Source organism: Halomicrobium urmianum, assembly GCF_020217425.1.
Taxonomy (GTDB): Archaea; Halobacteriota; Halobacteria; order Halobacteriales; family Haloarculaceae; genus Halomicrobium; species Halomicrobium urmianum.
This window is the reverse complement of record NZ_CP084090.1, coordinates 404,115-423,363: the sequence shown is the minus strand read 5'-3', so window position 1 is coordinate 423,363 and position 19,249 is coordinate 404,115. Positions and strand designations below refer to the sequence as shown.

Annotated in this window: 20 protein-coding genes, 1 tRNA gene and 1 pseudogene; 8 read left to right on the top strand and 14 right to left on the bottom strand. The window is 68.5% G+C overall.

The genetic code is table 11. From position 1 onward, the window contains the following. Positions 1-87: 87 nt before the first annotated feature. From LCY71_RS02070 to LCY71_RS02060, 3 genes are all read right to left on the bottom strand, one after another. Positions 88-228, bottom strand: a complete 141-nt coding sequence (locus LCY71_RS02070) for a hypothetical protein (protein ID WP_225334707.1) — start codon at positions 226-228, stop codon at positions 88-90. Between the two features lie 675 nt (positions 229-903). Further along, complete coding sequence (locus LCY71_RS02065; protein ID WP_225334706.1) at positions 904-1,992, bottom strand: actin-like salactin; 1,089 nt, start codon at positions 1,990-1,992, stop codon at positions 904-906. A gap of 140 nt (positions 1,993-2,132) precedes the next feature. Beyond that, on the bottom strand, positions 2,133-2,606 hold the full coding sequence (locus tag LCY71_RS02060; protein WP_225334705.1) for a FlaD/FlaE family flagellar protein: 474 nt from the start codon (positions 2,604-2,606) through the stop codon (positions 2,133-2,135). Between the two features lie 204 nt (positions 2,607-2,810). Between LCY71_RS02060 and LCY71_RS02055 the strand changes: the two genes are divergently transcribed. Continuing rightward, positions 2,811-3,707 carry a ParA family protein gene (locus LCY71_RS02055; RefSeq protein WP_225334704.1) on the top strand — a complete coding sequence of 299 codons (897 nt, stop codon included), beginning with the start codon at positions 2,811-2,813 and terminating at the stop codon, positions 3,705-3,707. Beyond that, the gene (locus LCY71_RS02050; protein WP_225334703.1) at positions 3,704-4,819 is read left to right on the top strand and encodes a chemotaxis protein CheW; all 1,116 of its coding nucleotides are present in this window, start codon (positions 3,704-3,706) and stop codon (positions 4,817-4,819) included. The genes LCY71_RS02055 and LCY71_RS02050 overlap by 4 nt, the downstream gene beginning before the upstream one ends. 30 nt (positions 4,820-4,849) lie before the next feature. On the opposite strand, the gene LCY71_RS02045 is transcribed toward LCY71_RS02050, so the two are convergent. Both LCY71_RS02045 and mvaD read right to left on the bottom strand, forming a co-directional pair. Continuing rightward, positions 4,850-5,059, bottom strand: a complete 210-nt coding sequence (locus LCY71_RS02045; RefSeq protein ID WP_225334702.1) for a hypothetical protein — start codon at positions 5,057-5,059, stop codon at positions 4,850-4,852. Positions 5,060-5,137: 78 nt separating this feature from the next. Next, positions 5,138-6,112 carry a phosphomevalonate decarboxylase MvaD gene (mvaD, locus tag LCY71_RS02040; protein ID WP_225334701.1) on the bottom strand — a complete coding sequence of 325 codons (975 nt, stop codon included), beginning with the start codon at positions 6,110-6,112 and terminating at the stop codon, positions 5,138-5,140. A gap of 313 nt (positions 6,113-6,425) precedes the next feature. Between mvaD and LCY71_RS02035 the strand changes: the two genes are divergently transcribed. Together LCY71_RS02035 and LCY71_RS02030 are read left to right on the top strand one after the other, a co-directional pair. Beyond that, entirely contained in the window at positions 6,426-7,664 is a 1,239-nt protein-coding gene (locus LCY71_RS02035; protein WP_225334700.1) for an FAD-dependent oxidoreductase, read from the top strand. Between the two features lie 48 nt (positions 7,665-7,712). Then, a complete protein-coding gene (locus tag LCY71_RS02030) occupies positions 7,713-8,132 on the top strand; it encodes a cupredoxin domain-containing protein (protein ID WP_225334699.1) in 420 nt (139 codons plus the stop codon). An 87-nt stretch (positions 8,133-8,219) separates the two neighbouring features. Here LCY71_RS02030 and LCY71_RS02025 read toward each other — a convergent pair whose 3' ends face one another. From LCY71_RS02025 to LCY71_RS02010, 4 genes are read right to left on the bottom strand one after another with little or no spacing between them, the layout of a single operon-like run. Continuing rightward, a complete protein-coding gene (locus LCY71_RS02025) occupies positions 8,220-8,864 on the bottom strand; it encodes a 30S ribosomal protein S3ae (RefSeq protein ID WP_225334698.1) in 645 nt (214 codons plus the stop codon). Next, positions 8,861-9,097: a KEOPS complex subunit Pcc1 gene (locus tag LCY71_RS02020; protein ID WP_225334697.1), complete on the bottom strand. Its 237-nt coding sequence runs from the start codon at positions 9,095-9,097 to the stop codon at positions 8,861-8,863. Before LCY71_RS02020 ends, LCY71_RS02025 begins: the two co-directional genes overlap by 4 nt. Next, on the bottom strand, positions 9,094-10,200 hold the full coding sequence (locus tag LCY71_RS02015) for a hypothetical protein (protein WP_225334696.1): 1,107 nt from the start codon (positions 10,198-10,200) through the stop codon (positions 9,094-9,096). The genes LCY71_RS02020 and LCY71_RS02015 overlap by 4 nt, the downstream gene beginning before the upstream one ends. Then, entirely contained in the window at positions 10,201-10,665 is a 465-nt protein-coding gene (locus tag LCY71_RS02010) for a 30S ribosomal protein S15 (protein WP_225334695.1), read from the bottom strand. A 406-nt stretch (positions 10,666-11,071) separates the two neighbouring features. On the opposite strand from LCY71_RS02010, the gene LCY71_RS02005 reads away from it, so the two are divergent. Further along, on the top strand, positions 11,072-12,493 hold the full coding sequence (locus LCY71_RS02005; protein WP_225334694.1) for a DUF7289 family protein: 1,422 nt from the start codon (positions 11,072-11,074) through the stop codon (positions 12,491-12,493). Between the two features lie 51 nt (positions 12,494-12,544). Here the strand turns inward: LCY71_RS02005 and LCY71_RS02000 are convergent, their stop codons facing one another. From LCY71_RS02000 to LCY71_RS01980, 5 genes are read right to left on the bottom strand one after another with little or no spacing between them, the layout of a single operon-like run. Further along, complete coding sequence (locus tag LCY71_RS02000) at positions 12,545-13,288, bottom strand: DUF7289 family protein (RefSeq protein ID WP_225334693.1); 744 nt, start codon at positions 13,286-13,288, stop codon at positions 12,545-12,547. Next, positions 13,281-13,739 (bottom strand): DUF7266 family protein, encoded by a 459-nt coding sequence (locus LCY71_RS01995; RefSeq protein ID WP_225334692.1) that lies wholly within the window; start codon positions 13,737-13,739, stop codon positions 13,281-13,283. The genes LCY71_RS02000 and LCY71_RS01995 overlap by 8 nt, the downstream gene beginning before the upstream one ends. Beyond that, on the bottom strand, positions 13,736-14,674 hold the full coding sequence (locus LCY71_RS01990; RefSeq protein ID WP_225334691.1) for a DUF7261 family protein: 939 nt from the start codon (positions 14,672-14,674) through the stop codon (positions 13,736-13,738). Before LCY71_RS01990 ends, LCY71_RS01995 begins: the two co-directional genes overlap by 4 nt. Further along, the gene (locus LCY71_RS01985; protein ID WP_225334690.1) at positions 14,662-15,249 is read right to left on the bottom strand and encodes a DUF7288 family protein; all 588 of its coding nucleotides are present in this window, start codon (positions 15,247-15,249) and stop codon (positions 14,662-14,664) included. Before LCY71_RS01985 ends, LCY71_RS01990 begins: the two co-directional genes overlap by 13 nt. 16 nt (positions 15,250-15,265) lie before the next feature. Then, positions 15,266-15,880, bottom strand: coding sequence for a DUF7287 family protein (locus LCY71_RS01980; protein WP_225334689.1), 615 nt, complete (start codon positions 15,878-15,880; stop codon positions 15,266-15,268). 178 nt (positions 15,881-16,058) lie between these two features. Between LCY71_RS01980 and LCY71_RS01975 the strand changes: the two genes are divergently transcribed. The 3 genes and pseudogenes from LCY71_RS01975 (at position 16,059) to LCY71_RS01965 (ending at position 19,157) form a co-directional block, all read left to right on the top strand. Further along, a tRNA-Ala gene (locus tag LCY71_RS01975) sits at positions 16,059-16,130 on the top strand. A 461-nt stretch (positions 16,131-16,591) separates the two neighbouring features. Beyond that, positions 16,592-16,909, top strand: a pseudogene (locus LCY71_RS01970) (DUF7289 family protein); the annotation flags it as partial. Next, positions 16,887-19,157, top strand: coding sequence for a DUF7305 domain-containing protein (locus LCY71_RS01965; RefSeq protein WP_225334687.1), 2,271 nt, complete (start codon positions 16,887-16,889; stop codon positions 19,155-19,157). The pseudogene LCY71_RS01970 and the gene LCY71_RS01965, both read left to right, overlap by 23 nt. Positions 19,158-19,249 lie beyond the last annotated feature (92 nt).

Below are 19,249 nucleotides of genomic sequence, written 5' to 3'. Positions count from 1 at the left end.
ACAGCAAGCCGCGGCGGACGCAAAAAGGACTCGTTGTCCGGCGCGAGGCGGCGTCGTCTGCCGTTCGGGCCGCCTCGCTCGCCCCGGTCAGGCGGAACCGGACGGCCGTCGCGCCCGGTCAGTCCAGTCGATGCGCTTCTCGTGACAGCGCGGACAGACGTACTCGACCAGCTTCGTCGTTCGGTCGTTGTAGCTCATCCGCTCGCCGCACCGTGGACACTCGGGCATTAAAACTGATTATATTGTATGAAGTGATTAAGGTTTTCGGCCGCCGTCGCGCGTCCGACCGCACCGCGACTACACGAACCTGCCGGTGATCGGACTGCGGCGTCGAACGCAGGTGAGAATCGGCGTCGCGATCGGTCCGCTCGCGGGACTGTCGTATAGTGGAAATTGAAACTATTCACACATCGAAGAGCATCACGGGTGCCCTTCGAGTGTGTCAGTGCGTTCAATTTCTACAGGCGGAGCAGGGCGAGTGCCTCGGGGCTTGACCCCGAGGGTGAAGCCCGTCAAAGGATTTAATTTACCATGCCTCGTACTGTGGTTTAACGACCGTGGCAGACATTAAAGACCTTACTGTGAAGCGGTCGTTCAGAGGTTTGGAAATGCGACTCCTCTCAAAACCGTCCATTGGGCGTGAGACGGGAGTTGTCGGGTCGTGGTGGAGCGACCAACCCTCACGGACACCAGCGAGGTGTTCGGGTGTTAATTCCAGCCGACCCTACTCGGGGGAGGTCGAGGGGAATTAAATTCGCCTGCGTCCATCCGTCCATTTCTGGACGACATGGACAAAACGGTGAAGCCTCGGGGCTTGTCCCCGAGGTACTTCACAATAGTTCGGTACCGATACGACCGTCCGTAGTCGGGGATCGTACCGAAAAACGGCTCCGACAGTCCGTATCAGTCGTTCGCAGCGAGCCGCCGGGCGATCCGCTGGGCACCGATCGTCGGGGCGAGGTCGGGGCGGTCCGCGGCGATGACCTCGACGTCGCGGTCCAGTTCCTCACCGAGCCGCCGCTCGAACTCCGAGGTGATGCCGGGGATGCAGGCCATTCCGCCGGTGACGACGATCGGCCGCTCGAGGGCGAGCTGGTAGACCTTCATGTAGTCGTTGGCCAGCTCGGGGAGGAAGGTGTTCGCGATCTCCTCGACGGCGTCGTCGACGTACTCGTCGAGCGCGTCCATGACCGAGCGCTCGATGGTGAACTCGTGGGAACCGCCGCCGGGCTGCTGAATGACGTCCGTGAACGGCTCGAAGTCGACGAAGTCGGCGTGCTCCTCCTTGTACTCGCGGGCGGTCTGGGTGTCGATGTTGACCCGGCCCTGGGTCTCCTCTTCGACGTAGTTGGCGATCATCCGGTCGACCTCGTTGCCGGTGACCGCGCCGGTCGTGAAGGGGGCCAACTGCTCGCCGCGACGGTAGGCGGAGGCCTCCAGGTTCGTCGAGCCCATGTTGATCGCGAGGAAGATCTCGTCGATGGCCTGCAGGTCGTCGCCGAAGGCGGGGATGGCACCGCAGAGCGATTCGGGGTAGCTCTCGACCAGACGCATGCCGATGGAGCTGTTCTCGATGACCGAGCGGAGGTTGTCGAGGCCCTCGGGGTTGTCGATGGTGGGGATGGCGTAGACGACGGCGCTGTTGGCCGGGAGGTCGTTCTCCTCGATGAGCGCCTCGAAGAACGTCCGGGTCAGGTCCGCCCGGTCGGCGTCCTCGGGGAGCCCGGAGCGGAGCATGAACTGCACGCGGTCGGGATACTCGGTTGCGGCCTCTTCGCCGTAGAGGACCTTCTCTTCGCCGGTCAGGGCGTCCTCGTAGGTGGCGAGACAGGTCAGCGTGCGGATGATCTGGTCGTCGGCGCCCCGTTCGCCCGGCAGCGAGACGACGGTGCGCGTGCTCCCGAGCTTCACGCCGATGGGGACGGTGGTGCCCGTCCCCCCGTTTTCCTCGGCGGCGGCGGTCGGTTCGGCATCGTCTGCGTCGTCGCTCATACGGAGCCCTGTATTCTTTCCTCCGGTATATAGTTGCGGACAAAAATTCCGTTCGTGATAATTGGAGGCCAGCACAGTCCGGTCGTTACCGTGGTGCCGGCCGGATCAGTTCAGATAATGAGAATTGACAGTCGACCGACTCACGCCATCGAGTTGAGCTTCGCGACGTAGACGAGACTCAGCATGTGGTCGTCGACGTCGAGTTCCGAGCCGTCGCCGGCGCCCGCGCCGGCGTCGTCGATGCCCCGAAGGTACTCCGAGAGCGCGTCCCGGACGTCCTCGGTGATCCAGTCGACGCGCTCGTAGTAGGCCAGCGCCCCCTCGGCGCCCCGGTGGCCGGAGTGCATCAGCAGGAACTCAAGCCACTCGAAGACGACGAACTCGGCGGCGTACGTCTCGGGCAGCGACGACAGGTACGGCTTCTCCAGGTCGTCGTCGAGGAACGGCAACAGCTCGCGGTGCAGCCCGGACCGGAACGACTCGCCGGCCAGTACGTCCTCGTCGGTCTCCACGGTAATCTCTGCCGGGTCGCGGTCCTCGTCGAGGCCGTCTTCCGGCCGCCGGGCCATCTTCCGCAGCTCGTCGAGGTCGTAATCGCGCGGGTTGATGGTCATGCGGCCACCTACTGGTTACTACGTGATAAAGATTGTAGCCGATCCGGTATGTTGGAGTAAACGATGATAACTGGGGTGTGTGGACCGGAGACGCGACCGTAGCGCGGCGGAACGGACTCGCCGCGCACCGAGCCGACTTGCAGCGTTGATAATCGGGGGCGTATTTTTATACTCGGGTAGCCTCGACTCCCGTTCAGCCCGACGATGAGCAGCCAACCAGGGTCCGGACCGGCGCGCCTGTGCGTGACGAACGCGAAGGGCGGGACGGGGAAGACGACGGTCGCGGTCAACGTCGCCGGCGCGCTCAACGAGCGCGGCCACGACGTCCTGTTCGTCGACCTCGACCCGCAGGGCAACGCCACGGAGGGACTGGGCCTCGTCGACGCCTACGACGCCGGCCCGCCGACGCTGTTCGACGCCCTGACCGACCCCGAGGGGCGGTCGGTGGTCGAGGACCTGATCGTCTCCCACCCGGAGATGGACGTCGTCCCGAGCAACATCGACATGCTCCAGGCCGAACACGAGCTGACTATCGCGGAACTGACGGCACGGGCCCCGGAGTTCGGCGTCGACCCCGACGCGCTGGCCGAGCTGGCGATGAACGTCACGCCGGACGCGGTGACCGACGGCCACGCGCTGGGCGCGCTCGACGAGGTGCTGGCGGTCGTCGACGACGACTACGACTACGTCGTCGTCGACTCACCGCCGTTCTACGGCAAGCTCACGGACACGGGCATCTACGCCGCCCGGAACGTCCTCGTGCCGGCGCTGACCGAGGCGACCTCCGAACGGGCCGTCGAACTGCTGATCGACCAGATAGCGGCGCTCGAAGGGCAGACCGACATCTCCGTCCGGACGCTGGGCGTGGTCGCCAACCGCGTCGAGAAGACCAACGAGGACCGGACCATGCTTCGGTGGCTCGAGGAGGTGTTCGCGGACTACCCGGTCTGGCAGGTCCGCAAGCGCGTCGCCCTCCAGCGCGCCTTCTCGGAGGGCGTGTCGCTGTTCGAGTACGGGGACTCGGTCGACATGGAGCGGGTCTTCCTCGGCATCGCGGACGAGATCGACGAGCGTCTCGGCGCAGCGGAGGTGCCGGCATGAGCGACGACGAACGCATGGATCGGGCCCGCCGGATCCGGCGGATGCGCGAGGGCCAACGCGCCGACGAGTCCGAGGCGGCCGACGGGGCCGACGACGAGTCGCCGCGGGACGAGCCCGACGACACGGTGCCCGACGAGTCGGCCGCCCCCGCAGACGGGGACGGGAGCGTGGCCGACGGCGGACAGGGGGCCGCGGCCGACGCGCACGAGGCTCCGGACGGTGGGAACGAGGTCACGGCCGACGCGGACGGGGCCGCGGTCGGTGGGAACGAGGATGCGGAGCGTGTGACGGCGGACGACGAGACCGAAGCGGTCGACGAGGGCGACGCGATGAGCGAGGACGATACCACCGTGACCGGCGATGAACCGGGCGACGAAGCCGTCGCGGCCGCCCGGCGGGCGGCGCAGTCAGCGACGCAGGTCGCCGGCGGCGGCTCGGACGATTCCGGTGTCGCGGCGGAACCGCGGTCCGACGACGCGGACGAGGCCGTCGCTGCGGCCGCCGCGGACGTCGGTTCGATCGACCTGCCGGAGGCCGACGAGGCAGCCGATGCCGTCGAGGAGGCAGTCGCGGCGGCCGAGACGGGAGCTGCGGACGACGACGCCGGGGACCCGACCGACGCCGGCCGCGGCGGCGCGCGTGCGACCGCGGGCGCCGAGGCCGCCGGCCGGGCGGACTCGACCCGCGTACTGGAGTTCGCTCTCGGCGGCGAGCGCTACTGCATCGACATCGACGGCGTCGAGGAGATCGTCGAGCGCGAGTCCGTGACGCGGGTCCCGAACACCCGGGACTGCGTCACCGGCGTGGTCGACCTGCGCGGCCAGATCACGACGATTCTGGATCCGAAGGAGCTCCTGGACATCGAGGCCGACGGCTCGCCGGAACTGATCGTCGTCTTCGACCCGGACGCCTTCGACGACCAGGGGGCGCTGGGCTGGCTCGTCGACGAGGTCCGGCAGGTCGTGCCCGTGACGCCCTCGCAGGTCAACGACCCGCCGGTCGAGACCGACTACGTCGAGGGCGTCGTCGACCGCGAGGACGACGACGAGTTCGTCGTCTGGATCGACCCCGAGGTCGCCCTCGGCGCGGCCGTCGGCGACGAGGACGAGTAGGGCGACGCTTTCTCCGCCCGGCCCGACCGGTCACCGGTACAGGAAGACGGTCCGGAGGCCGATGCCGATCAGCGGGATTCCGACCGCGAGCAGCAGGAGCGCCAGGGCCGAGACGATCGACGGTTCCGGACAGCCGCCGTTCGGGCCCAGCAGGACCGAACACTCGCGCAACTGATAGAAGAAGCCCGACACTGCGGCGACGGCGCCCCCGGCTGTCAGGGCGAGCCCGACCAGGACCATCGGTACGGACCGCACTACTGTCGAAGATGGGCCCGCACGGAAATGTACTCTTCGCCTATCCGCGTCCCTAGGCCGTTCCTAGAACAGCGCCGCGTCCTCGTCGAGGACCCGCGCGGGGCCGCCGACCTCCCAGCGGCGCGTCTCGACGCCGCAGTCCGCGACGACCTCCTCGACGCGGTCGACGTGGTCGGCGGTGGTGTTGACGTAGACGCTGGCGCCCGTGTCGACGGAGAAGTACACCGGGACGTCTTCCTCGGTACGGAGCTCGCGGACGGCGTTGAAAATCTCGATCGTCTGGGGCTGCCAGTACACCCAGCCCGCCGGGCCGGTCATCGTCGTCGCCGCCAGCGACAGCGAGTCGTGCTCGGCCAGTTCGAAGGTCCGCTCGAAGTCGCCCGCCCGGAGCGCGTCGCGCATCTCCGCGATCTGGCCGTGGATGTGGGCCATCCGCGACTCGAACATGTGGCTCTCGGCCGCCTCCTCGTGGGCCGCTTCCGTCTCCTTGTAGGACGGCACCATCCCGGCGACGACGCGGAGGTCGTCCTCCAGGCCCGTTTCGATGCGCTCCGAGCGACAGTCCTCGTCGTTGAGGCCGGTCCGGAGGTGCGAGAACGCGCCCGTCACCGCCCGCGCCGCCGAGGACGAGCCCCGGCGGGCGACGGTCGAGATCTCCGGCCGCGTCATGTCCAGCCCGGCGGCCTCGACCAGGGCCATCGCCGCCGCGGCGAACCCCGACGACGAGGACCCGAAGCCGATGTTCGTCCGGAAGGAGTTCTCCGAGACGAACCGGACGCGGTGGTCGACGCCGGCCAGCTCCCGGACGTGGTCGACTACCGCCCGGATCCGCTCGGCCCCGCGCCCCTCGACGGCCTCGCCGTCGATCTCGTAGACGTCCTCCTCCAGCGAGGGGTCGAACGCCGCGGTGGTCCGCGTGTGGCTCGGCGCCGTGCAGACGCTGATGCTGTCGTGGTACGGGAGCCGAAGCTCCTCGTCGCGCATCCCGTGGTACTTCACCAGCCCCTGGATCGGGTGTGCCTTCGCGGTCGCTTTCATAGTCCACCCTTCCGGTCCCTGCACTTTGCAGTTGCGAACCGCCCAGCAGTAACTGGATCTGGAATCCCTGTGAAGAACCAGAAAGTCCCGCCCGTAGCCGGTTAGCCAATCAACGCTGGGCGGGACTGAAAGGGGCGGCTGGCTACGGGAAGGCGGCTGACGCAAGCACGCTACCGCCGGGAGCGCGCGCAGCGAAGCCCCCGACCGTAGCCGGCCGGGGCTTTCTGGTTCTTTACGCCGCTAACTGTCCGGAGCGACAGCATCCTCCACTCCGAGCGTCAGGTGTACCCCTCCGGCACCCCAAGCGCACGACGTGACTCTCTCCACAGATGTACTCGTGGTCGGCGGCGGGGCGACGGGCGCAGGCGTGGCCCGGGACCTGGCGCTGCGTGGTCTGGACGTGACGCTCGTGGACCGCGACGGCCTGAGCAGCGGGACCTCCGGGCGCTCGCACGGGCTGCTCCACAGCGGGGCGCGGTACGTACCGGACGAGCCCGAAGACGCGAACGACTGCCTCGGTGAGAACCGGATCCTCCGGCGGATCGCCGGCGCGGCGATCCGGGAGACGGGCGGGCTGTTCGTCCAGTTAGAATCGGACGATCCGGCGTACTTCGAGGCCAAGCGCGCGGCCTGCGAGGACGTGGGGATGGACGTCGAGACCCTCGACGGCGACGAGGCCCGCGAGGCGGTTCCGGACCTCGCCGCCGCCGTCGAGCGCGCGCTGCGGGTGCCCGACGCGGTGATCTACCCATCGCGGCTGGTGGCGGCCAACGCCGCCGACGCGAGGGAGCAGGGGGCCGACGTCCACCCCCACGCGCCGCTTTCGGACCTGACCGTCGAGGACGGGCGGGTCGCCGAGGCCCGCCTCGGCGGGGCGGTCGACGACGTCGTCGAACCGGAGTACGTCGTCAACGCCGCGGGCGCGTGGGCCGGCCGGGTGGCCGAGATGGCGGGCCTCGACGTCGAGATGCGACCGACCCGCGGCGTGATGGTGTCGGTCGAGTACGACGGCCTCGGTCCGGTGCTCAACCGCTGCCGGGCGCCGGACGACGGCGACATCGTCGTGCCCCACGAGACCGAGGCCGTCCTCGGCACCACGAGCGTCCCGGTCTCCGATCCGGACGACTACGAGCGGGCGGACTGGGAGGTCGAGACGACCGTCGAGGAGTGCGCGGCGATGTTCCCGCCGGCGGCCGACGCCCCGGTCCGCCGGACCTGGTGGGGCGTCCGGCCGCTGTACGCGCCCGACGAGGACGAGCGCGGCGGCCGCGGCATCTCGCGGGGGTTCTTCCGGCTGGACCACGCCGACGACGGCGTCGGGAACTGCGTCAGCGTCGTCGGCGGGAAGCTGACGACCTACCGGCTGATGGCCGAGTCGACGGCGGACCTGATCTGCGACCGGCTGGGCGTCGACGCCGACTGCGGGACGGCCGAGCGGGCGCTACCGGGCGCCGACGACCCCGAGCAACTCGACGCGTTCGTCGCCGAGTTCGACGGGCAGGGGCCGACCGACGCCGACGTGGTCTCGGGTGCAGATCCGGACGCGACCTGATCGTCCGGAAGCGATTCGTCTATGGCGCTCCGGCCGAGAGGTATGTGCATGCAGCGCCGCGCGTACCTGCGGGCCGCGGCCGGCGTCTCGGCCGCTGGACTGGCGGGGTGTCTCGGAGTCGGTGCTTCCGGCGCCGACGAGTACGACATCGGGATGTCTACCATCGAGTTCCGGCCCGAGGAGCACACCGTCTCCGCGGGCGACACCGTCGTCTGGCGCAACACGAGCAAACAGGGCCACACCGTCACCGCCTACGAGGACGGTATCCCCGACGAGGCGGCGTACTTCGCCTCCGGCGACTACGACAGCGAGTCAGCCGCGAGGGACGCCTGGCGCAACAGGTCGGGCGGCGTCCTGACGGAGGCCCAGACCTTCGAGCACACCTTCGAGGTACCCGGGACCTACGACTACGTCTGTCTGCCCCACGAGTCCGGCGAGATGCTCGGTCGGATCGTCGTCGAGGAGTAGTGCCGCCGCTGTCCGGTTCCGGCCGTCGCCGTCCAGAGCGACCGCTACCCAGTCGCGGTCGGAAAGAAGTCCCCGCCGCGAAGTCCTTTATTCGGCCTCGACGTCGACGTCGTCGGCGTCGGCGGCGACCGAGGTCTCCTCTTCCTCGGCGACCTCCTCGGGACGGGCCTCGAGGGTGGCCTTCTGGATCTCGACGCGGCGCAGCGGGTAGACGTCCTTGGCCTCGCCGTAGATGGCCGAGGAGAGGCGGCCCTCCACGACCGAGTCGATCAGGTCCTGGAAGGTCCGCTCGTCGCCGGCCTCCTCGACGAGGTCGATCATCGTCCGGCGGATGGCCTGCTCCTGACTGGCGTCGGCCTTCTTGGTCGTGAACGCCACGGGCTGGATCTGGACGCGGTAGTCGTCCGTGGTCAGCACGGTGACGTAAGCCTCGATCTTCGAGGAGCCCCGGCGCACGAGCGAGCGGAGGTAGTCCCGCGTGAGCTCGTGGCGGACGAACTCCGTGTACGCGGAGTCCGAGGCGACCTCGTTGATCTTGAAGGTCAGCTTGGTGTTGTTCTCGCTGGCGTCGCCCTCGAGGTCGCCCAGCGTGGTCTCGATGGTGCGTCCGAGCACCTTGTCCGGTTCGTCGGCGGTGGTGCGGCCGAGCTCGGCCCGGTCGAACTGCTCGGGGGCGAGCACGGTGTACCACCGCTTTTCCTGCTTCTGTCGTGAGACGGATCGTTCGCTCATGTGTCGTGTGAAGTGAGTCGGTCGGATAACTGTGCCGCTACGCGGAGGTTGACGACGTAGTCGTCGACGGTCGCGTGGAGTCCGCCGGTCGTCTCGCGCTCGACTGCGGTCACGACGGCGTCGCCGTCGGTCCGGGTCGACATCTCGTCGGTGTTGTCCGGGCTGATCGCGGCGGCGATCCGCTCGGCGGTCTCGGCGTCGCCGTGCGTGGTCCGGATCTCGGCGCGTCTCATAGTGCCTCCCGGAGCGCCGCGACGAAGGCGTCCGCGTCGTCGATTCGTGCGCGCGCCCGGTCGCCGCGCCCGACTGCCTCTCCGTTGACGGCGTTCGCGGCCGCGGCGACGGCGTCGGCGACGTCGCGGCCGTCGGTCGATCTGACCGCGGCCTCGCCGCCGGCCAGCGCGAGCGTCACGGGCTCGGGCGAGCGGAAGTCGGCCGCGAGGCGGGCGACGGTGCCGACTGGGGCAGCGTCGCGGAGGACGGACAGGTCCTCGTAGCGAGACGCGTCGGCCCCGCGGACGGCCGCGTGAGCCCGGTCGGCGTGGTCACGCCAGGCGGACAGCGCCGCCTCGCGGACGTCGCCGCCCAGCGCCAGCGCCACCGCGATGCCGGACCGTTCCCGCGCAGTCGCGTCGAGCACGTCGGCGTAGCCGCCGAGCGTCTCGAACGGGCCGCCGACGCGGGGCCGGAGCGCCCGCTCGACGGCCTCGGTCGCTCGCTCCGTCGCGCCGGGATCGCCGGCGACCGTCAGGGCCACCAGCGAGGCGACCCTGCGGCGGTCCTCCTCGTCGACGGCGTCCCCGAGGTCGAGGTCGGCCAGCGCGTCGGCCGCTCGCCCTTCCTCGCCCGTGAACGGGGCGTGGACGAGCGTGGTGTGGGCCAGCCCGTCCGCGAGGTCGGCGACCGGGACGGCGACGCCGGGCCGCCGCTCGACGCCGGCCCGCTCCGGAGCCGACGGGATCGCGCCGGGGTCGTCGGCGGCGACGGCGCCGGCCAGCGCCAGCGTCGCGTCGGGCTCGACGCCCAGTTCCTGAACGGCCTTGAAGGCGGTCGCGCTCGCGGGTCGGCCGCGAACGGACTCGTCGGCGGGGCCGCCGTGGCCGACGGCGACTGTCAGGTCGGCGTCGGTCCCGCGGTCGGCGTCCTCGAACGGCCGCGCCACGGTCGCCTGGAAGGGCGTGCCGCGGGCGTCGAGCGCCCGGGCGAGCACGCCCGCGGCTGCCAGTGCGTCCCCGTCCGCGCGGGCCACGAGGCGGACGAAGTCGGCCTCGCGGACGGCGGCGGCGACGTCGCTGGCGGCCGTGGCTGACGCGTGGTCGCGACCGGCTGCGGACATCTACTCGAGCAGCTCGACGGCGTTGTCGTAGCTGTAGGTGAAGTCCTCGTCGAGTTCGTCGCCGCGGTAGTAGTCGGCGAGGCGACGGATCTTCGACTGCGTGTTCTGGAGCGCGCGCTTGTTCTGATGGTCGTTGGGGTTCTCGTCCATGTGCTCGCGCAGCCGGACGGCCTGCTCCATCAGGTTCCGCAGGTCCTCGGGGAGGTCGGGGTCGGCGTCGTTCTCCTCGAGGATCTCGCTGATCTTCTTGCCCGTCGCGAGGGAGACGTCCGGGACCGGCGTGCCCTGAACGCCCTCGTCGCGCAGCTTCAGGCCGATCTCGCTGGGCGAGTGGCCCTGCTCGGCCAGCTCGACCACGCGCTCTTCGATGGCGTCTTCGTCCACGTCGCTCCACTCCGGCGGTTCGTCTGCCGCGGGCTTGTCAGAGTTGGACGAGCCGCGGCGTCGGGTGTGCATTCGTGCCATAGTTGGGTTGGAACTGCACAACCGTCGGTGCCGCTGTGTTGGCGCACGGGACAGGCGTCCCTGACCGGCGACTGCCGGTCCGCGCCGAACACGGCCGCAATCCCAAGCCGCCCAAACGGGCGACGCGTCGGATTTGCGGTCGTGCCGTTCCCACGAAACGGTCGCGCCTCCCCGCCTAAAACCGTTACTATAGCGCGTCCGCTGTAGCGCCGCCTGCGGCCGCCGGTCAGCCGACGGTTGGCGGAACGGACGGTCCCGCGCCAGTCGGGAGTCGATATCGGGGCTGATACCAGCCGGGTCGAGTCAGTCGAACCAGAACCGGCCTGTCACGCTCTCTCAATTGGCGTCGGACGACAACTGGTAACCAGCCGCCGCACTTATCACGAGCGATAGCAATGTAGCCGGTATGATATTCGGCGCGGGCAGCGAGGGCGACGGGCGCGCGCAGTCGGAGCCGCTGGGGGTGCTCCTCGTGCTCTCGATGGTCCTCGCGGGGGCGGCGCTCGTGGTCACCGTCGGCGGGTCGGCCATCCTCGACACCCGCCAGTCGCTGGACGTCGAGCGGGCCGAGAAGGGGCTCACGCAGTTCGATTCGCAGACGGCGCTCGTGGCGCTGGGGAACTCCCGGCAGACGCGCGTTCCGCTCTCGCAGGCCGGCGACGCGAGCTATCGGGTCCACGGCGGCGCCGGGCGGATGAACGTCACCGTCACGAACGAGAGCACCGGCGACACGAGGTCGCTCATGGACGTCACGCTCGGCGCGGTCACGTACGACGACGGCGAGCGGACTATCGCCTACCAGGGCGGCGGCGTCTGGCGCGGCGGTCCCGGCGGCGCCCGCATGATCTCGCCGCCGGAGTTCCACTATCGGGACGCCACGCTGACGCTCCCGCTGGTGACCGTCTCCGGCGACCGGTCGCTCGACGGGCAGGTCGTCGTCCGGAAGGACGGCTCGTCGACCCAGCACTTCCCAGACCGCGCTGCGGACCGGACTAACCCCCTCAGGGAAGGCCGGATCAACGTCACCGTCAGCAGTCGGTACTACCGGGCGTGGGGGAGCTACTTCGACGAGCGGACGGACGGCAAGGTCTACTACAACCACACCGCGGACACGGTGCGAGCGGAACTGATCGTCCCGATCAACGAGAGCTACGAGAACGCCGTAGCCACGACGAGCGAGGCCGGCGTCACGGTCAACGGTAACCACGACCCGCCGGAGCCCTACGACGAGGGGATGAACTACCCGACGATCGACAGCCGCATCGAGGACGCCATCGCGGACTGTGGGGGTGACAACTGCACGGACGTTTCCGAGGGAGACACCGTCACCAGCGCCGGCTGGTACATCCACGACGGTACCTTCGACGGGTCGCTGACCGTCGAGGATCCGGACGGCAACGTCACCATCCTCGTCGACGGCGCCTACGAGCCGACAAACGTCACGCTCGAGGCGGTCGACGACGACGAGTCCGTATCGGTGTACGTCAGGAACGACTTCGTCGTCGACGGCGGCGAAGAGGTGAACGTCGTCGAGGGCGACGCCGGCAACATGGAGACGGCCGTCCACTCCGACGGCGAGGTCGACTTCAACGGGGAGGCCGAGTACGTCGGCCTCATTTACGCGCCGGGGTCGACCTGCGACCTGAACGGGAACGCGAACCTGACGGGCGGTGCCGTCTGCCAGACGATGGACATCAACGGCAATCCCAACGAGTTCACCTACGACGAGGCCATCGAGGACACTTCGCTGAGCCTCAACGGCGACGACGTCATCTACATCACCTTCCTCCACGTCTCCGAGAACCCGGTCGAGATCACCGACGGATAGCGCCCCGTCGAACCACCGGCGGATAGCGCCAGATCGAGGCAGCTGAGTCGACTACCGTTCGATGGTCAGCCCGAGGTCGTAGACCACGACGTGGAGCTGCCCCGGATCGTCGTACCGACAGACCACGTACGCCTCGTCGTCGCCGTTCGGACCGCAGTTCGCGGCCTCGGTCTCGGTCCGCAGGTACCGCTGCCACTGGTTCCGCCGGGGCGAGGTGACGTTGAGGTAGACGTCGTCGTAGTCGCCGCCGTGGATCGGGACGGCCCTGTCCTCGCGGTTCGTCCGCACCAGCACCGTCGCGTCGCCGTGGCTCTCGACGGTCGAGGTCTGCGGCGCCACCAGCGTCAGCAGGACGCGGTCGTCCCGGAACACGAAGGGCGGGTCGACCAGCGCGCGGCCGCCGTACCGGTTCTTGCGGAACACCCCGCCGCCCTCGTATGTCAGGACCCGCTCGTTCTCGCCCCCGTACACGAGCGGCCTGACCTCGCGGCTGACGTTGTCCCACCCGCCGTCGCTCCGGTTGGCCGAGACCTCGACGGTCACGTTCGCGCCGGTGTACAGCTCGCCGGAGCCGAGGCTGATCTCCGTCGCCCGACTGGGCGCGCCCCGCTGGTGGACGTCGCGGAAGTTGTCAGCGAGGACGTCAAAGGCCCGCTCGGCGTTGTCCAGTTGCTCGGCGTCCCTCGCCGTCTGGAGGCTCTCCAGCCCGCCGACGGACACCACGGTCACTGACGCGAGGACCAGCGCGAACACCATGGCGAAGCTCAGCACCTCGCTGGCGGCCCGGTCAGCCATCGGCCACCTCCAGCGTCGACGGGTCGCCGCTGTCGTTATACACGACGGCCACGTCGCCCCCGTCCGTCCGCGACTCGGCGACCGTCACGGTTTGCTTGAGCCGGACCGCGGCCGTCACTGCGGGATCGGTCGCCTCCACGACGACCCGGGGCGGCTCCGACCCCGTCTCCGGTTCGAGCCGCACCCAGTACCGGGCCCCGGCGACGCGCTCGGGGAACGACTGGTTGATCCACACCGCCGTGGTCCCGTCGCCGGCCGCCGCGAGCCGATTCGCGCGGTCGAGGTCGGCCGCGACCTGCTCGCCGATCACCGCCAGCTCCGTCCTGAGCACCTGGTCCTGTCGGGCCTCGACGAAGTCGATGCCCGCGATCAACAGCCCGGTGACCAGCAGCGTCGCGATCGCGAGCGTCAGCGCGTAGTTCAGCGCCGACGAGACGGCCCGGTCCGTCATTCCGGCTCACCCGGGGCGACGGTGACGTTCGTCTCGTAGTGCAGTTGCGGTCCGTCGTAGCGGTACCGGACGTCGGCCGAGTAGACGGCGTCGTGAACGTACGGATCGTCCGTGCCCGCCGTGTCGGTCAGGTTGTCGTTGCTGTGCCCGCTCTCGTTCACTACCAGCGAGTAGTTCCCGCTCACCGCGTCGCCGTTGCGGTAGCTGACGTCGTAGGGCGACGAGACGTCCCGGGCGAACTGCAGCGGCGCACAGGGCTCGCCCGCGACGGTGCCCTCGGTCAGGTCGACGCGGACGTACTCGGGCGAGCCGGCGACCTGACACGTCCCGTCGTCGGACGTTCCGTCCACGCCGACGGTGAACGTACCCGATTTCCTCGTGAAGTTCGCTCGCCACTCGGCGGTGTCGTTCTCGACGGTCAGTGAGAACGCGTCGTCGGAGCCGAACGTACTGACGCTGCCGTTCGAGACGTTGAGCCTGTAGGCGCGGACGCCGTCCACGTCCGTCGCCACGGTCCAGTTCGCGACGCTGCCGTCGGCCCCCGCGAAGGTCGACCCGCTCTCGTTCTCGTCGACGATTCGGGTGCCGTTGGCGAACTCGTTGGGGCCGGTGACCTCGACGACGACGCCGTCGGCGACGTAGTGACGGCTCAGCGCCGCGCTGACGTTGGCCGTCTCAGCCGTCACGTTCCGTGCGAGCGCGTCGTAGTCGCTGTTGTTGTGCCGGTTCGCGTACGCGACCGTCTCGCCGACGTTATCGACCACCGCGGCCCGGAGCGCGAGCGCCTCGTCGCTGCCGACCGTCTCGCCCCGACTCGCGAGGTTCTCCGTGAAGATGGCAGAGTTGACCACGACCGTCAGCAGGACGAACACGGCCGCCAGCGCCAGGGCGGCGACGAGGAGGATCTGACCGCGGTCCCCGTTCAGATGCGCCACGCGACCACCTCCACGCGGACCACGTTGTAGACGGTGCCGTTCAGGTCGTCCGCGTAGAACGTCGACGACTCGGCGACCGTCACGTTGCGCGACCCGTCGGGGTCGACCAGTCGGTCGTCGTCGGTCAGCGTGACGGCGCGGGCCGACCGCACCGCGTTGTCGCTGGGGACGCCGCGGTGGACCATCGGCTTGCGCGCCACGTCGCCGTCGGTCGTCCGGTAGCGGACGTCGACGTTGTACGCGATGGCGGCGTCGTCGAACGCCCGCTCCAGCATGCCGCCGAAGGTGGTGTTCGGTGGCCCCGTGGTGTAATAGCCCGTCCCCGGGGCCCCGTGGAACTCGGCGGAGTCGTTGTTCCAGTAGAGCAGGGTCGGCCTCAGGGCGTCCCGCTCGGCCGCCGCCGCCAGGACGCCCCGCGCCACCGACGACTGCTGGTTCTCGATGTGCTGGCTCGACGTGCTCGCTGATAGCGGCGTCACCGCCGTCATCTGGAGCGCGTAGACGACGCTGCTGAGCAGCAGTAGCCCCGCCACGATGGCCTCCAGCGTGTGCGCCTGCCCGCGGTCTCCATCCATGATTTTCAGCCCCACGTTACCACATCTCCACCAGGATCGTGACGTCCGTTCGGAACAGCGATACGGTTCGCACGGCGGTCACCGTCGAGGTGTCCGTCTGCGTCAGGGGATCGCCCGCCGTCAGAGCGACGTCGTCGCTCGACCCGCAGTCCCCGTCGTCGGTCTCGGCGAGCCGGGTGTCGTCCCCGTTCCAGCAGAGCCGGTTCGGTCCGTCCGGTGCGCCCGAGACGTTCCCCCGGACGGTGACGTTGACGCCCCTGCGGTCCGACAGCCCCAGCCGCTCGTGGGTCGTCGCTCCCTCGAACCGGCACTCGCCGGGCGATTCGTTGGCGAAGAACGCGACCGTGCACTCGCGGTCGAGCACGCCCGGCTCACGCGGCGACCCCAGGAGCCCGTAGGCCAGGTCGTCGGCCACGCGATCGGCCGTCACCGTCTCCGCCTGGGCACCCTGCGTAAACGGATCCAGCGCCCCGGGCACGAACAGGAAGACCAGCAACACGATGCCCAGGAACAGGCTCGTCCCGATGGCGAAATCCAGCGTCGTCTGCCCGCGGCCGGCGCTCTCAGTGCGGACCGGCCGCGTTACATTCGTTGATTCTGACTCCCTCGACGCACGCGCTTCGTCGGACACGACTTCCTTCCGTTGATCATCGTCCGCTCGCTCTTATCCGTTGTGGCTAATTGGTCTCCGAGTATCAGTAATTGAAGACGGACTGAACAGTCCGACGGGCGGCGCCCCGTCACCATCTGGCACGGGAGTCCCGCCTTCGATGGGTTTAAGAAAACCCGCCGGATACGATAGGGTGCGAGGGCTCGTAGATCAGTGGTAGATCATCCCCCTGGCACGGGGAAGGCCCCGGGTTCAAATCCCGGCGAGTCCACTCACTTCCTTCCGCCGCTTCGCTTCGTCAGTCGTTCGTGAACTCGCCGACCTTCGCGAAGCCTCCGGTTTCGCTCAGTCCCGGCGAGTCCACTCGACTCATCTGGTTCGTCTCGTTCCCTCACCGTCTTCCCGTTCGCTCCGCTCACGGGAATCCCGGCGAGTCCACAGTGGGGAGGATGAAGGAACTCAGACAGCCGTGTGAGGCTGTAGCTATAGTAGAAATTGAACGCACTGACACACTCGAAGGGAACCACGGATGCCCTTCGACGTGCAAATAGTTTCAATTCCTACTATAATGTGGCCGACGTCTTCGCGCTCAGACTACCTGACTGTCATTTCCGCAGCTGATCTGTCTACTACCTCACCAATCGTGCTAACGACCGACAGGCATTAGTCTACAGACTATAATCAACTAATACTAAGATATAGTGGAGTCGAACGAGGGGGCGTGGACAGTCACACGTCCTGGGTGTGACGTTGCTGTTCGCCATCGTGATCGTGGTCTCCGTGACCGTGGTCGTCGTGGGGGCGCAGGCTCTCGAGGACCGCCAGCAGGCGACGTCGATGGAGTCGGTGCGCGCGTCGTTCCAGCGGCTCGACGCCGACCTCGCGCAGGTGGTGTCAGGTTCGAAGGAGAGCGTCTCGATGGCGAACCTCGGAGACGGAAGGGCGAGGGTACAGAGCGGGAAGGGAAACGTGACCGTTCAGATCACTGATCCGGACGGGGCGAGCCCGACCAACCGTCTGTACCGTCGTGGGTCGGATAGCGGACACTGACGGCGATGGCGACGACGAAGTCACCGCCCAGCCCCTCGGACGAGTGATCTACGAGCAGGGCGGCCAGACGCTCGCGTATCAGGGTGGCGGCATCTTCGAGTTGGCGGCGGGCGCCGACGACAGCTCCGTCGTCTCCGCGCCCGGCTTCCAGTACCAGTACCGGAACGGACAGCAGACACTCTCGTTGCCGCTCGTCCGCATCGACGGCGACGCGACGGGAAGCGACATCTCGCTCAGCAAGACGGGCAGCCAGCAGCGAGGGTTCCCGAGCGCGAGTTGCCTCGAGGACGACACGAGCGACGTACCCGACAGCACCGTCTCGCCGGAGGCACTTCGAAACCCGGTGCAGGAGGACTACACCGTCAAGATCACCGTCCGAAGCGAGTTCTACCGCGCCTGGGGGACGACGTTCGAGCGTCGGACGGACGGGAGCGTGACCTACGACGACGGCGACGGCGAGGTGACGCTCGAACGGGACGGGTCGTCGCCGCCCGGCGGCGGGGTTGCCGCTGGTCCGATTACCGGGGTCATGTTCACCGGGTCAGGGTCGATCACGAACGTCGGCCGGATCGACAGCTATCGCTCGGACGCCGGCGGCTATCCGACGGCCGCTTCGTTCCCGCGCCGGACGAACGGGGACGTCGTCGCGACCGGTACTATCGACCTCTCCGAGAGTCCGGAGATCGGTGGCGACCTCGAAGTCGGTGGCGACTTCGTCGGAACGAATTCCTTCGTCGTCCACGGGGACGCCACTATCGGCGGCTCGTCCGACGTCGACAACAGCGGCGAGTTCGGGGGGAGCGTCTCCGTCGCGGACGCGTTCGATATGGGGACGGGCGTATCCAACCTGGTGACCATCGGCGACGACGTCATCGTGGGCGGGGACTTCGTCCAGCTCCACGCGGCGACCGTGGACGGATCGATCTACGTGAACGGCGCGCTGATGGACAACGGGAACGACTTCTACGTCCACAACAGCGGTGGGATCGACGGCTCGGTCGTGGCCAGCGGACCGATCGACCTCAACGAATCCGGGGCGGAACGCGACGCCGAGATCACGGGCGATATCGTCTCGACCGGCGGGAGCGTCGAGATCGGTGACGGCGTCTCGTTCGACAATTCGGACTCGTGGAGCGAAGTGCACGCGGCCGGGACAGTGTACGTCAACGACTCCGAGTCCACGGTCACGTACGACGCGGACGTCGTCGCCGGCGGCGACGTGATCGTCGAGAGCGGCGCGACCGTCGACGGCGACGTGCACGCGAGCGGCGACGTCTACGTGTACGGCGACGTCGAGGACGACCACGAGGTGGTCGCGGGCGGGACCGTCACGGGCGAGTCGGGCGACGGCGGCACGCCCAGAACGCCGGACTCCCCGTCCATCCCGAGTCCGCGGTCGCCGGACATCCCGTCGAACGCGCCGGCCGAGGACTTCATCGACCCGGTGCGATCCATGGAGGTGGAGCCCGCCGACAGTGATAGTGATAGCGACATCAGCGACATCGAAACCTGGGACGGTTGCGACCGGTCCCCGTCGAACCCCTGCACGCTCTCCGCCGGCGAGTACCACCTCGACCAGATGCGGATCACCGACGGGGGACGGCTGGACGTCGAGACGGATTCCGGCGACGTCGACATCCACGTCGAAGGGGGATCCCACGGCTGGGAGATGCAGGACGGCGAGGTCAACGTCCGGGGAGGCGGTGAAGTGAACATCACCGTCGAGAGCGAAGGCGTCAATCTGATCAGCAACAGCGAGATCAACGTCGAAGACGGGAGCCAGGTCAACGTGTACGTCAACGGGCACCCGTTCGACGTACAGGACACGAACGTCGACGTTCAGGACGACGACGCACGGATCGAAGTCGCGATGGACGGCGGCGACATCACGTTCGGTGGCGGGGCAGAGATAACGACGCAGAACGACAACGCGAGCCAGTTCCTCGTCTACACCATGCCGAGCGCCCGGATCAACACCAACGGTGGCGCCTCGATCACCGGCGTCCTGTACGGCGCGGACGGTTCCGGCGGGGGCACGGATTACCAGCTCACGAACCAGGTCGAACTGTTCGGTGCGATCGTCGGTGAATCGGACAGCATCAACACCGACGCGAAGATCCACTTCGACGAGACCCTGGAAGCCAGGACGGGCGTCGGCGGCGGTGGCGGCGGTGGCAGCGGCTCGCAGTCCGAGCGGGTCGGCTTCCTCCACGTCACGACGACCACAGTGACGGCCGACGACGCCTGAACCGTAGAAACCTCGGCACGGGGTCTGGTCTCGTCCCGATTCCGGCGATTACGACTCGCTCTACGAGCGCGGCGTCCCGAAAGCGATCCGTA

Bases quoted from the DNA above. Each gene is read 5' to 3' on its own strand.
- LCY71_RS02050 (WP_225334703.1), top strand. From the start codon at position 3,704: ATGAGCGACGACGAACGCATGGATCGGGCCCGCCGGATCCGGCGGATG.
- LCY71_RS02025 (WP_225334698.1), bottom strand. From the start codon at position 8,864: ATGAGCGAACGATCCGTCTCACGACAGAAGCAGGAAAAGCGGTGGTAC.
- LCY71_RS02065 (WP_225334706.1), bottom strand. From the start codon at position 1,992: ATGAGCGACGACGCAGACGATGCCGAACCGACCGCCGCCGCCGAGGAA.
- LCY71_RS02015 (WP_225334696.1), bottom strand. From the start codon at position 10,200: ATGTCCGCAGCCGGTCGCGACCACGCGTCAGCCACGGCCGCCAGCGAC.
- LCY71_RS02060 (WP_225334705.1), bottom strand. From the start codon at position 2,606: ATGACCATCAACCCGCGCGATTACGACCTCGACGAGCTGCGGAAGATG.
- LCY71_RS02055 (WP_225334704.1), top strand. From the start codon at position 2,811: ATGAGCAGCCAACCAGGGTCCGGACCGGCGCGCCTGTGCGTGACGAAC.
- LCY71_RS02070 (WP_225334707.1), bottom strand. From the start codon at position 228: ATGCCCGAGTGTCCACGGTGCGGCGAGCGGATGAGCTACAACGACCGA.
- LCY71_RS02030 (WP_225334699.1), top strand. From the start codon at position 7,713: ATGCAGCGCCGCGCGTACCTGCGGGCCGCGGCCGGCGTCTCGGCCGCT.
- LCY71_RS02020 (WP_225334697.1), bottom strand. From the start codon at position 9,097: ATGAGACGCGCCGAGATCCGGACCACGCACGGCGACGCCGAGACCGCC.
- LCY71_RS02045 (WP_225334702.1), bottom strand. From the start codon at position 5,059: ATGGTCCTGGTCGGGCTCGCCCTGACAGCCGGGGGCGCCGTCGCCGCA.
- mvaD (WP_225334701.1), bottom strand. From the start codon at position 6,112: ATGAAAGCGACCGCGAAGGCACACCCGATCCAGGGGCTGGTGAAGTAC.
- LCY71_RS02010 (WP_225334695.1), bottom strand. From the start codon at position 10,665: ATGGCACGAATGCACACCCGACGCCGCGGCTCGTCCAACTCTGACAAG.
- LCY71_RS02005 (WP_225334694.1), top strand. From the start codon at position 11,072: ATGATATTCGGCGCGGGCAGCGAGGGCGACGGGCGCGCGCAGTCGGAG.
- LCY71_RS01985 (WP_225334690.1), bottom strand. From the start codon at position 15,249: ATGGATGGAGACCGCGGGCAGGCGCACACGCTGGAGGCCATCGTGGCG.
- LCY71_RS02000 (WP_225334693.1), bottom strand. From the start codon at position 13,288: ATGGCTGACCGGGCCGCCAGCGAGGTGCTGAGCTTCGCCATGGTGTTC.
- LCY71_RS01995 (WP_225334692.1), bottom strand. From the start codon at position 13,739: ATGACGGACCGGGCCGTCTCGTCGGCGCTGAACTACGCGCTGACGCTC.